The 11,233-nt window shown below is 69.8% G+C and carries 15 protein-coding genes and 1 tRNA gene; 10 read left to right on the plus strand and 6 right to left on the minus strand.

Annotation, left to right across the window (positions count from 1 at the left end; translation table 11 throughout):
- Nucleotides 1-12 precede the first annotated feature (12 nt).
- Complete coding sequence (locus tag HMPREF3105_RS03565) at nucleotides 13-336, minus strand: hypothetical protein (RefSeq protein WP_070708787.1); 324 nt, start codon at nucleotides 334-336, stop codon at nucleotides 13-15.
- A gap of 54 nt (nucleotides 337-390) precedes the next feature.
- Here HMPREF3105_RS03565 and HMPREF3105_RS03570 point away from each other — a divergent pair, with 54 nt between their 5' ends.
- The 9 genes from HMPREF3105_RS03570 to HMPREF3105_RS03610 all read left to right on the plus strand — a co-directional run bounded on the left by HMPREF3105_RS03570 (nucleotide 391) and on the right by HMPREF3105_RS03610 (nucleotide 6,833).
- Nucleotides 391-750, plus strand: coding sequence for a Cd(II)/Pb(II)-sensing metalloregulatory transcriptional regulator CmtR (locus HMPREF3105_RS03570; protein WP_043278786.1), 360 nt, complete (start codon nucleotides 391-393; stop codon nucleotides 748-750).
- Nucleotides 747-1,418 (plus strand): cation diffusion facilitator family transporter, encoded by a 672-nt coding sequence (locus tag HMPREF3105_RS03575; protein WP_371204940.1) that lies wholly within the window; start codon nucleotides 747-749, stop codon nucleotides 1,416-1,418. Before HMPREF3105_RS03570 ends, HMPREF3105_RS03575 begins: the two co-directional genes overlap by 4 nt.
- Nucleotides 1,415-1,723, plus strand: a complete 309-nt coding sequence (locus tag HMPREF3105_RS03580) for a hypothetical protein (RefSeq protein WP_020624338.1) — start codon at nucleotides 1,415-1,417, stop codon at nucleotides 1,721-1,723. The genes HMPREF3105_RS03575 and HMPREF3105_RS03580 overlap by 4 nt, the downstream gene beginning before the upstream one ends.
- Nucleotides 1,724-2,080: 357 nt before the next feature.
- The gene (locus tag HMPREF3105_RS03585) at nucleotides 2,081-2,521 is read left to right on the plus strand and encodes a hypothetical protein (protein ID WP_240739668.1); all 441 of its coding nucleotides are present in this window, start codon (nucleotides 2,081-2,083) and stop codon (nucleotides 2,519-2,521) included.
- On the plus strand, nucleotides 2,518-4,314 hold the full coding sequence (locus HMPREF3105_RS03590; protein WP_020624340.1) for a type IV secretory system conjugative DNA transfer family protein: 1,797 nt from the start codon (nucleotides 2,518-2,520) through the stop codon (nucleotides 4,312-4,314). The genes HMPREF3105_RS03585 and HMPREF3105_RS03590 overlap by 4 nt, the downstream gene beginning before the upstream one ends.
- A 53-nt stretch (nucleotides 4,315-4,367) precedes the next feature.
- A complete protein-coding gene (locus HMPREF3105_RS03595) occupies nucleotides 4,368-4,823 on the plus strand; it encodes a single-stranded DNA-binding protein (RefSeq protein WP_020624341.1) in 456 nt (151 codons plus the stop codon).
- A 15-nt stretch (nucleotides 4,824-4,838) separates the two neighbouring features.
- Nucleotides 4,839-5,411, plus strand: coding sequence for a hypothetical protein (locus HMPREF3105_RS03600; RefSeq protein WP_070708793.1), 573 nt, complete (start codon nucleotides 4,839-4,841; stop codon nucleotides 5,409-5,411).
- Nucleotides 5,408-5,623 (plus strand): helix-turn-helix transcriptional regulator, encoded by a 216-nt coding sequence (locus tag HMPREF3105_RS03605; RefSeq protein WP_020628096.1) that lies wholly within the window; start codon nucleotides 5,408-5,410, stop codon nucleotides 5,621-5,623. Before HMPREF3105_RS03600 ends, HMPREF3105_RS03605 begins: the two co-directional genes overlap by 4 nt.
- 220 nt (nucleotides 5,624-5,843) lie before the next feature.
- Nucleotides 5,844-6,833, plus strand: coding sequence for a tyrosine-type recombinase/integrase (locus HMPREF3105_RS03610; RefSeq protein WP_308810436.1), 990 nt, complete (start codon nucleotides 5,844-5,846; stop codon nucleotides 6,831-6,833).
- Nucleotides 6,834-7,042: 209 nt separating this feature from the next.
- Here HMPREF3105_RS03610 and HMPREF3105_RS03615 read toward each other — a convergent pair.
- Both HMPREF3105_RS03615 and HMPREF3105_RS03620 read right to left on the minus strand, forming a co-directional pair.
- Nucleotides 7,043-7,116: transfer RNA gene (locus HMPREF3105_RS03615), tRNA-Pro, on the minus strand.
- 98 nt (nucleotides 7,117-7,214) lie between these two features.
- Entirely contained in the window at nucleotides 7,215-7,706 is a 492-nt protein-coding gene (locus HMPREF3105_RS03620) for a hypothetical protein (protein ID WP_070708788.1), read from the minus strand.
- 409 nt (nucleotides 7,707-8,115) lie between these two features.
- Between HMPREF3105_RS03620 and HMPREF3105_RS03625 the strand changes: the two genes are divergently transcribed.
- On the plus strand, nucleotides 8,116-8,667 hold the full coding sequence (locus tag HMPREF3105_RS03625) for an Ltp family lipoprotein (RefSeq protein WP_070708789.1): 552 nt from the start codon (nucleotides 8,116-8,118) through the stop codon (nucleotides 8,665-8,667).
- Between the two features lie 63 nt (nucleotides 8,668-8,730).
- On the opposite strand, the gene HMPREF3105_RS13200 is transcribed toward HMPREF3105_RS03625, so the two are convergent.
- Genes HMPREF3105_RS13200 through HMPREF3105_RS03640 form a run of 3 tightly spaced genes read right to left on the minus strand, consistent with a single transcriptional unit; the run spans nucleotide 8,731 to nucleotide 11,134 of the window.
- Nucleotides 8,731-8,982, minus strand: coding sequence for a WhiB family transcriptional regulator (locus HMPREF3105_RS13200; protein WP_070708790.1), 252 nt, complete (start codon nucleotides 8,980-8,982; stop codon nucleotides 8,731-8,733).
- Nucleotides 8,979-10,487, minus strand: a complete 1,509-nt coding sequence (locus tag HMPREF3105_RS13205; RefSeq protein ID WP_070708791.1) for a hypothetical protein — start codon at nucleotides 10,485-10,487, stop codon at nucleotides 8,979-8,981. Before HMPREF3105_RS13205 ends, HMPREF3105_RS13200 begins: the two co-directional genes overlap by 4 nt.
- On the minus strand, nucleotides 10,484-11,134 hold the full coding sequence (locus tag HMPREF3105_RS03640; protein ID WP_070708792.1) for a hypothetical protein: 651 nt from the start codon (nucleotides 11,132-11,134) through the stop codon (nucleotides 10,484-10,486). The genes HMPREF3105_RS13205 and HMPREF3105_RS03640 overlap by 4 nt, the downstream gene beginning before the upstream one ends.
- Between the last annotated feature and the right edge of the window lie 99 nt (nucleotides 11,135-11,233).

The raw sequence follows: 11,233 nt of genomic DNA on the forward strand, positions 1-11,233 counted from the left end.
ATGGGCAGCTTTTCATGGCCGCTTACACACGCCGATCAGGAGCACCTGATCGTGGGCGACGATCCGCGAAAGGACGTAGACGACGATCGGGACGGCGACGAAGTTCACCGTCAAGACGGTGACGAGGAAGCGCCAGTCGCGGAACGCCTGCCCGATCTTCGCGAACGGCACCCCGAGGAAGGTCGCGTAGAGCAACAGCCCGAGCACGGGGTTGATCGCCAACTCCGCCGGGTGCGCAATCGCCGGGATCAGCAGCCCGATGCCCGCGCCGAGGACGAACGCGGCGAGGTAGAGGGGCACCTGCCACCGCTCCATCCACTCGACCGCCGTCCGCATGAGTCTTATCCTTCCAGCCTTCCAATAGGTCACTGATCGCTGTATAGCCAGTGTGTGCTGACTCTTGCTTCTCGGGTGGACGTGATGAACCGGCTCGGCCGGGCGATGGCCGACCCGACCCGCTCGCGCATCCTGCTGTCGCTGCTGGAGCAGCCGGGGTATCCGGCGAAGCTCGCCCGCGACCTGGACCTGACCCGTACAAACGTGTCGAACCACCTGTCGTGTCTGCGTGGTTGCGGGATCGTGGTTGCCGAGCCCGAGGGTCGGCAGACTCGGTACGAGATCGCCGACCCACACCTGACGGCGGCGCTCGTCGCGCTGGTGGATGTGACGCTCGCCGTCGACGAGAGCGCGCCGTGCCTGGACCCGGCCTGCAGCGTGCCCGGCTGCTGCGACACCGAGGCCACCGCATGATGAGCGCGCCGGCCCTGACCGACGAGCGCCGCGCCCAGCTGCACCGGCGGGTGCGGTTCATCGTCTTCTTCACGATCACCTGGAACGTCATCGAGGCTGTCATTGCGCTCTCGGCCGGCGCGGTTGCGTCGTCTGCGGCGCTGATCGGGTTCGGTCTGGACTCGGTGATCGAGGTCGCCTCTGCCGCCGCGATCGCCTGGCAGTTCACTCGCAGAGACCCCGAACGGTGGGAGAAGGCCACCGTCCGGGTGATCGGGGGCGCGTTCTTCGCCCTGGCCGTGTACGTCGCCGTCGATGCGATCCTCGCCCTCACCGGCGTCCGCGACCCGGATCACAGTCCGGTCGGTATCGGGATCGCGATCGCCAGCCTGATCGTGATGCCCGTCCTGGCCTGGTTCGAGTTTCGCACCGGCCGGGAGCTGCGCTCCAAGAGCGTGCAGGCCGATGCGAAGCAGCTTCTGCTGTGCATCTACCTCTCCGGCACCGTCCTCATCGGGCTCGTCCTCAACGGCCTGTTCGGGTGGGCGTGGGCCGACTCCATCGCCGCGCTCGTGGTGGCGGGCCTGGCGATCCGTGAGGGTATCGAGGCTTGGCGCGGCGACATCGAATCCCCCTTCGAGGTGCTCGAAGACCTCGACCACGACGACCACGAGGAGGTCACCCCGTGACCCACATCGGCCCGCTCAACGGCCTGCCCATCGCCTGCACGCTGACCCCCACCGCCGGCAAGGCGCAGATCGAGAAGTGGCGAGCATTCGACGAGGACTACGCACTCGAAACGGAACGCACCGACACGCGGCTGACCATCCACTACGCCAAGGTCGAGGACTCCATCGCCCGCCTTCGCGGGCTGGTCGAGGCCGAAAGCTCCTGCTGCTCCTTCGTCGACTGGCGCATCGAGGAGCAGCACTCGGACCTGCGGCTCGTGGTGACCGGCTCCCCGCAGCAACTCGCCGCCCTCAACGTCGGATAGTCCAGCCCGAGCCGAGCGTTCACCATTCCTGCGATTCCTTCACGAATCGTGAACTCCTCGCACTAATCCTGAACGTTCGTCAGCCGCGGAGCACTGGCCGTACTCGCCCGCGTACCTGATGGATATGAGACTGCGACCGACTTACACCGCGAACGAACTCACGGCGGTTGGGACAGATGCGCACGAGTTCGGGAATCTCGACGTGCCTTCAGGAATCCCGAACGATCGGCAGGATTCCTGATGCTCCGGCCCCGCTACAAGCGATCCTGGGGCGAACCCGCATCCCGAAGCGGGAGTGCCGAGCCCGTGCCGGTCGTGCTCCCGCTCGTCGCCATCACCATCGCCGAGGACGGCCGCATGACCGTCACTGTCGACGGGGCGCCGTTCGAGCCGGAGCCGTTCGCGCCGCCGTGGCGGCGGGAGGACTTCGCCCGCGTCCTCGACCAGCTCACCGACCTGCGCCGCTCCCCGGTGCGGGTCGAGGTGCGCGAAGCGGACGGAACCGTGTTCACCGACATCATCACCCCGAGCAGGCGCCGCCGCACCGAACCCGATCCAGAGCCGGCATCGGAAGAACCGGCCCGCCGACCGGCGGCGGAACTCGTCGCGCTGCACGGGGAAGGGTTCGTTCCCGGCGAGGACGTCGCGATCGCCGTCGTCATCGCCCACGGCGATGCCGCCCCGGACGGCACCATGCGCGGCCTCGTCGAAGCCCACCAGCTCGCCGGGACCCCGACCCGCGAGGTCATCCTGCTCGGCCGCGTCTCCGGCACCCTCACGATCGGCCACCCCGAATGAGCACGCCCCGGCCCACGGGAGCGCTCGGGGACGAGCTGAGCAACCTCGGCATCGGCATCCTCATCGGCACGGCGGTCCTCGCCGCCATCCTCCGCGGCGCCGGGTCCGTCGCCGCCTGGATCACCGGCGTCAACCAGCCCACTGGCGGAGTCGAAGCCGGACTGGGCGTGCTGCTGGGCCCCGGTGACCCAGCGACCGCGCTCGGCGCACCGGGCCTGAGCGCCGTGGCGTACTGGATCACCGCCGGTCTGCTGGTCCTCGGCGCCGGAGTGGCCGGCTGGTGGACGTGGCGGTTCTTCCGCGAGCACGGCCGTCAAGTGAATACCGACCCGTACCGCATCGCCGGGATCGCCACCCGCAACGAGGTCGCTAAGGCCGCCTCGGAGGCGGCGCTGCTGCGCCGGGCCGGTCACCTGCGGCCCTCGCTCCACCAGCCGCAGCCGAAGGATGTCGGCTACCGGATCGGCGCCTCACATGGCACGAGCGTCTGGGCGTCCGTCGAAGACAGCATCCTGCTGATCGGCCCGCCCCGCTCCGGGAAGGGCGCCCACATCGTCATCAACGCCATCTTGGACGCCCCTGGCGCGGTCGTCACCACATCGACGCGGCCGGACAACCTGACCGCGACGCTCCGCGCCCGGCAGAAGATCGGCCCTGTCGCGGTGTTCGACCCCCAGCACCTCGCCGAAGGCCTACCCGCCGGGCTCAGGTGGTCACCCATCCGCGGGTGTGAGGACCCTTTGACGGCGATGATCCGCGCGACCGGCCTTGCCGCCGGCACCGGTCTCTCGGCCGGCGGGGTCGAGGGAGGCGGGTTCTGGGAGGGCAAGACGAGGACCGCGCTCCAGGCGCTCCTCCATGCCGCCGCCCTCGATCACCGGCCGCCCTCGGAGCTGTTCCGTTGGACCCTCGACCCCTCCGCCGCCGCGGACGCAGTGGCGATCCTCACCGCGAACCCGCGAGCGGCGACTGGGTGGGCGGACTCGTTGCAGGCGATGATCGACTCCGACCCCCGCACGCGCGACTCCATCTGGCAAGGCGTCTCCCTCGCCCTCGCCGCGCTGGCAGACCCGCGCGTGCTCGACGCCGTCTCGCCGCGCGAGGACGAGGACTTCGACCCCGAAGCGTTCCTCCGCGACCGAGGAACCCTCTATCTGCTCGCCACCGGAGCCGGCGCCAACAACTCCGCTGCGTTGGTGGCGGCGTTCGTGGAAGACGTCGTGGAAGCCGCCCGCCGCCTCGCCGCCACGAGCCCCGGCGCCCGCCTCGACCCGCCACTGCTGCTCGCACTCGATGAGGTCGGCAACCTCGCACCCTTGCCCTCGCTGCCGACGCTCATGGCAGAGGGCGGCGGAACCGGGATCACGACCATGCCCGTACTCCAAAGCCTCGCGCAGGCGCGGGAGAAGTGGTCGGAGAACGCGGCCGGCGCGATCTGGGACGCCGCTATCGTCAAGATCGTCCTCGGCGGAGCGTCGAACTCCAAGGACCTGCACGACCTGACCACGCTCATCGGCGAGCGCGACGAAGTGACCGACTCCACCACGGTCGGAGACCACGGCTCCCGCTCCGCACAGCGCTCCATCCGCCGCGTGCCGATCATGCCGCCCGACACGATCCGCACCCTCCCGTTCGGGACTGCACTGGTGCTGCTGCGCTCCGCACCACCCATCGTCACCCGATTGCGGACCTGGACCGACCGGCCCGACGCGAAACAGCTGCGCGACGACCGGGCCGACATCGAGGCGACGCTGCAGCACCGCTCGGAGGAGCCGCCGGGCGCACCTGCCTGACAGAGCGGCCCCACCGTGGGGTCGCCGCCGATGTCAGAAAGAGGGGCAGTCCAATGGCTCTCCACACGCAGGAATCCGTCTCGGGGTTCATCGCCTCCGACCCGCAGCTCACCTACACGGAGCGGGGCGATGCCCGGTTCTACGCCAAGATCGGGCAGGAGCACTATCGCAAGGAGCCGGACGGGTCGTTCACGCAGACCGAGACGACCTTCCACGACCTCGTGGCGTTCAAGAAGACCGCCGAGCGCGCCCACGACCGGCTCGCCAAGGGAGACAAGTTCGTCGCCGAGGGCTACACCCGCGAGTACGACCGCGCCACGCCGGAAGGCGAGGTGGTCAAGTCCGAGGAGTTCGTCGCGAAGAAGCTCGGCCACGACCTCGCCCGCACGAGCTACGAGGTCGACCGCACCCGCCGCCAGCCCGCCGTCACGCAGGAGACCGCGGGGCAGACCGTCGATGTCGGCGCCCGCCGCGAATCACGCGGCGCCGCACCGGCGCTCGGGCTCTGAACGGCGGTGACCGTGATGAACCAGAACGACACCGCCCCCGAGACCGACGAACCGGACCTGGACGGGGAGGCCGCGGAGTTCGACGGGCCGCTGATCCCGGAGCCTCCGCACCCGATCAACTGGAACCTCCTGACCAGCGAGGAAGCGGAGGCCGAGTGGCTGGAGCTGAACCGCTGGGTCGACTGGCTCCGCCGCACCTACGGGCTGCCTGCTTCGGTAGTTCCGCCGTTCTGGCACCGCCACCCGGAGCTGTTGTGGGAGCTGAGCGCTCTGCACCTGCATTGGCTGTCCGCCTACGACCCGGAGCAGAACGGCTCCGCGCCGCTGGGCTGGCATCGCGACTTCGCCGACGCCCGCCAGCGGCTCCGCGACTGGGTCGCCGCTTCCGGAACCCGTCTCGACCGAGACCGCCCGACCCGGCAGACCACCTGGCCCGGCGAGGACCCGGCAGGCCCGGTCGAGGACACGATCATCGCTCACCGGGATCAGGACTTCGTGCAGTTCGTCCTCGACGATGTCGCCGCGCGCCGCCAGGCCGAGGACGACTTCTATGCCGGACTCGACCCGAACACCGGAGAAGTCGCATGAGCGATACCGGCGGCACGATCGTGGTCTCGCCTCTAATGGACAGTCGGGAGATCGCCGCCTATCTCAAGGTGTCCGAGTCGACTTTGTCGAGGTGGCGTTCGGCTGGTCAGGGGCCGCCGTTCCTGCGGCTGGGCGGGATCGCCCGGTACCGCATCGACGCGGTCGACGCCTGGCTGGCTGGGCTGGAGGACAGCCATGCCCCGGAAGGGTGAGCCGCTCCCGCACGCGCAGCCAAAGCCGGTGCCTCCGGTCGGCGTGAAGATCTCCACCGACCTGGAACGTCGCTCCTACGGCATCCGCGCCCGTGCCCGCTGGACGGACCCGATCAGCAAACGCCGCATCATCCGCTCCGAGATCGTCGATGACGAGGCTGCGGCGCACGAGTTCTTCGACTCGCTGCGGCAGTCATCGGCCAAGGGCATGGACGTGTCCATGACGCTCACCGAGTTCGTCACCACGATCGGCGACCGATGGGCGCGCGGCCTCGACCCCACCTCCACCGGGGAGACCTACGGGTACGGTCTCAAGCTCCGGGTGCTACCTGCCCTCGGGCACCTGCCGGTCGCGCAGATCACCGCCGGGATCATCGACCGCACCATCGATGCCTGGGAGAAACGGCACGGGGCGTCAACGATCAAGAACTCCATCGCCCCGCTCGTGCGGGTCCTCGATGAAGCGGTGCGCGACGGGCTCATCCCGATCAACCCCGCGAAGAACCGTGCCAAGCGCAGCCTGAACCGCAATGCCTTCCGTCTCCAGCCTGCGGAGGATGCTTCCCCGCGCGCGCATGCGATCCCCGACATGGCAACGCTGACGACGCTCGCTGAAGCCTGCGGGAACATTCACCAGTCCTACTCCGACTTCGTCATGCTCGCCGCCCTCCTCGCAGCGCGCTCATCCGAGGTCTCGGGCCTTCAGGCCGGTGACGTCCGGTTCGACAAGAACATCGTGATGATCGCACGGCAGACCTACCCCGGCAAAGGCGGGCTCATCACGAAACAGACGAAAGGCCGGAGAGAACGCCGCGTCCCGATCCTCGACCCGCTCCGCCCGATCCTCGAGCGGCTCGCGGAAGGCAAGGAGCCCGAGGACCGGCTGCTGATCGGCCCGAAGGGCGGCGCTCTCACGACCGCGACCGTGCGGGACGCCACGAACTGGGACCAGATCGTCAGCGATCTCGGCCTGCCCGACCTCACCCGGCACGGCCTCCGGCACACCGGAGCCACCTGGATGGCAGACGCAGGCATCCCGCTGCACGTCCTCCAGGACATCCTCGGCCACGCCTCCGTCGAGACCACACGCGGATACCTGCACCCCGACGACCGCCACCTCGCATCCGCCGCAGAGCAGGCCAACGCCTTCCTCGCCCGATCCGCCAAGGCCAGCAGACCGAGCCGGCGTGAGGCCTCGAGGCCACTGTGACGGGGAGCCGGAAGCCACGACCGGGGGCTCTGGTCCCCTTTTGGTCCCCTTATCCACAGGCGGTGTTTTCCAGAGAGCCAGATATGCCCTCCGACGTCTGTGATGCGGCATCGATGCCTTGGCGAGGGGACCAGAGGGGGACCAACAAAAACCCGTCGTCAGACATGACGAAGCCCCGATGAAAATGGCTTCTCATCGGGGCTTTTCTGTCGGGATGACAGGATTTGAACCTGCGACCCCCTGACCCCCAGTCAGGTGCGCTACCAAGCTGCGCCACATCCCGTGGCATCGATTTTCAGTTGTTCGGGCCGATCAGAGCGGGGTAAACCCCTTGACCCCCAGGCCAGAGCATCCGTCCTCGCTCGTACGCTCTCGCCCGCTCTACTTGGACGCGTTTCCCGTCTCGTCCGTTCCATTCCCCCCTATATGCGTCTCGTGCGGGGCCGTTTGTGCCGAGGTTGTGCCGCGGGCTCGGTCCGAACCATTGGCCTCCATCCACGTCGCGACCGCGCGGTCGAAGTGGTACAGATCGCTCCTGATCTCCCCCTCCATCGTTCGCCCTTCCAGGGACCTAGCGGCGGTTTCTGCCAGGACGTCCGCCGCTATCGCCAGCTCCTGCCCCAGCGGGCGCATCAGAGCGGCGATTTCCTCGAATGCCATGAGGTTGTCGATTTCGTTCTTACCGCGTTCCCGCAGACGGCTCTCCTCAGCTTGTCGCTGGGCTTCGGTTGCACCCACGTCCGAGTTCCAGTGGCGCCCCTCCCGCCGTAGCCTCTCGTTCACGACAGTTTCCCGGCGCGCACGCACGAGAGCATCCTGCACACGCTCGGCAAGCGCGCGGCGGTCCGTGGCTTTCTGATCCTCGAGAGCCATTCGCCGCTCCTCACGTCGCCGCTCCAGATCCCGTTCGTGTGCTTCAGCTTCCCGTTTCCGCTGGTGCCAGTTGTTCACAGCTGACGCCGCGAGAGTACTCCCACCACCAATGAGACCACCGATGACTGACGCGACCAGAGAGCCTGTAACTGGATCCATGAGCACATCATGGCCCACGAGAGCCCACGAGATGCCTCGCCCGTGGACCATGCGGCACGAGCGCGGTCAGACTTTGGTGCGGTCCTTCCCGCTCGGACACGAAGGGACAGCTGATGATCGTCCCGGCGCACCTCTTCCGATCTGGGTAGGCCCTGAGCATCCCCTTGCTACTCTGAGCTAGCTCGTGCCGCGGCATACGTCGTAGTCACCGCTGCGCCCGGGCCTCGTCATCACTTCGAAAGGATCCTCCATGGCCAGGAATCGCGACGCGATCGACAACGGTTCGCATACTGCCGCCCAGCCGCCCAAGAAGAAGAAGGGCGGATGCCTCAAGCTCATCCTCATCGGCCTCGGCCTGCTGATTCTCCTTGGGATCCTCGCGTCCCTGATGGGGGGTAACGACTCGAACAACGCCGCCCCTGCATCCCCCGGCTCGAGCTCATCGGCCCCCGCTAGCGATGAGTCTGAGCCTGTCGTAGAGGAGGAGGCGGACGTTCCCGCCGAGTACACCTCTGCCCTGCGTCAGGCGGAGAACTACGCCGATACCCTGAACATGTCGAAGCAGGGCGTCTACGATCAGCTCACCTCTGAGTTTGGGGGCCAGTTCTCCGAAGAGGCGGCCCAGTACGCGATCGACAACGTGGAGGCCGACTGGAAGGCGAACGCCCTGGAAAAGGCCAAGGACTACCAGGACCAGCAGGCTATGTCGCCGGAGGCGATCCGCGACCAGCTCACCTCCAGCTTCGGCGAGAAGTTCACGGCTGAAGAGGCAGACTACGCCATTGAGAACCTGAACAAGTGACCATCTGACGAAGTCACAGCCGTGAAAAGGGGCCACGCTCGCGCGTGGCCCCTTCTCTTGACTCTAGCGGCTCCGGTCCTTCCCGCCCCAGACGCCCCACCGCTCCCGCGCGGCGACGGCGTACCGTCCGCAGAGCACCCGGATCGGGCACCCGGCGCACAGGCGCGCGGCACGCTCGCGCTCGGCCGCGAACTCGGACGTGAACGCGTCCGGGTCTGCCTGGCAGGGCACGCCCCCGGGGGCGGTCCGGGCCGCCCCCGAGAGCTCGCGCAACAGGGTCTCCGCCTCGTCGCTCAGCTGGGGGAAGCGCGTCACCGGCCCCACCTCGCTCCCGACTGCGTGCCGGCGCCTCCCCGGCCTGGGATACGCGCCCCGTACGGGCCTGGGCGTCCCAGCGGCATCCCCGGGAGCCCGGCACCGCGGACGCCGCTCGACTCGCGGAACCCGCCGCCCAGGGCGCGCGGTGGGATCACGCCGCGGGGCACCGTCACGCCGCATCCTCCGAGGTCGGGGCGCTCCATGAAGTCCGCGACGATCATTCCCACGGCCGTCACGATGTCGTCATGGGCGCCGCGGGGGTTGGAGAGCTTCACGACGCCCGGGGCGGTCTCCACGAGGCGCGTGGACAGGAACTCGTCCCGCACCTCCGCGTCGTCCGGCAGGGACAACGCGCGGTCGCGGAGCGCCCCGTGGATGCCGCGCGCCAGCCGGTTGGCCCCCTGGGCGCTGAACACGTACTCGCGCACGGTGACGCCGGCCCTCTCGAGGTTCGCCGTCATCTGTTCGGCCTGCATCCTGTCGAACCGGAGCCGGGCGCGGTACTGCCGGCAGACGCGGAGCACCACGGCCTCCACCTCGGCCAGGTCCACGCGCCCGCCTGCTGGCGGTCGCCAGTACAGCACGCGGTCCACGACGACCACCGGCCCCTCGGCCCGGCGCTCACGGTGCCCCACGGCGAGCGCCGTGAGGTCGCGGCGGGTGCCGACGTCCAGCGCGGCCACGTACTGCACGCCCGGGCGGGGCTCGAGCACGGTGGAGCCGCCCCGGATCGCCGCCTCCACGTCATCGGGCGTGGTGAGCGAGTCGTCGCCCTCGGCCCACTCGCACAGGATCAGGCGTCGCCAGTCGGAAGCCGTGAGGTCGGCGCGGGTGCTCTCCACGTCGGCCTCGGACCACCACGGGGACGGCCCAGGGGTGCGGGCGGTGCGCCAGGACGGCGCGGCCTGCACGCTCTCCCACACCTCCGCGCCCAGGCCCGACGGCGGGCCTGCGGTGCCGATCACGACGAGGCGCGAGCCGGGCACCTTGGGCACGGCCGAGACGATCGCGCCCCAGAGCTGGCGGTAGTTCTGCGTGGAGGGCCACATGGAGAGCTCGTCCACGACCGTGAGCCACGGGCGGGTGCCGTAGGCGCTGGCCCCGTCCGAGGTCTCGATGGTCAGAGACGCGCCGGTGCCCCGGACGGTGACCGTGCGGGCCTTGACGTCCACCGCCCCGGCGAGGCCGGGCGTGCGGCCGACGAAGCCGGCGAACGCGTCAGCGAACAGCGCGGCCTGGTCGGCGTCCACGGCGTAGACGTGGGAGCGTGACCGCTCGGGGGCCTCGCACAACAGCAGGGCCAGCGTCATGGCGGCGACGTCCGTCGTCTTGGACATGCCGCGCCCTCGGAGCAGGAAGTGGCGGCGCGGCCCGTCCTGGGCCAGCACGGCAGAGGCATCCGCGCGCTGGAACGGGTGGGCGACCTCGCCCCACCGCCGGCCGTCTTCCATGACAAGGCCGGCCAGCAGGTCCATCGGGGCCAGGCGTCGGGCGGCGCTCATCGCTCCTCCTCCGTCTCGTCCTGGCCGTGGGGCCGCAGGTGGGCACCGGAGGCGTAGAACTCCGCCGCCGCCTTCTTCTGAGCCTGCCGGCCGCTCTCGATCGTCGCGGCGAGCACGCGCCCGGCCTGGTCCTCCTCGAGCACGCCCGCCTCCGCCCGCTGGGCGAGGCTCTGCCGCCCGGCCTCGGCCAGGCTCTCCAGGTCCACGGCCAGGGCGGACGCGGCGGCTCGCTCGCGGGCGAGCGCGGCCTCCGAGCGGGGATCCAGTCCCAGCGCCTCCCGCGCCTTCGTCGCGCGCTTCTCAAACGCGCTGTGCCAGCGGAGCGAGGTGTCGCGGGGCCGTCCGGTCTCCGGGTCGAGCATCCCGTTCTCGTCCAGCTCGCGGCGCATGAGCACGGCCTGTGCCTCAGCGGTCGCCCACGCGCCCAGGGCCTCGGGGTAGGCGGCGAGGTCAGGCCGCTTCTCGAGCATCCCCGCCGCGAGCTCCTCGGCGAGCTCGCCGTAGACGCGCGGGGACCGTGCCCCACTGCGCAGGCTGTACGTGTGGCCCGGGGCCAGGGGCGCGCGACGGCCTCGGGCGGGGATGCCGCTGGCCGGGATGCCGCTCGCCTGCCGGTCGGCCCGGCGCATGCCGTTCGTGCCGGTCATCGGGCCACCGCCTCATGCTCAGCCAGGTGCGCCCACGGCGCGCCGGCGGGGGCATCCGACAGCACCCAGGCGCGCACGCCGGCAGTCGCGCCGGCCCGC

Origin of the sequence: Micrococcus sp. HMSC31B01 (assembly GCF_001816085.1) — a bacterium.
Lineage (GTDB): Bacteria > Actinomycetota > Actinomycetes > Actinomycetales > Micrococcaceae > Micrococcus > Micrococcus luteus.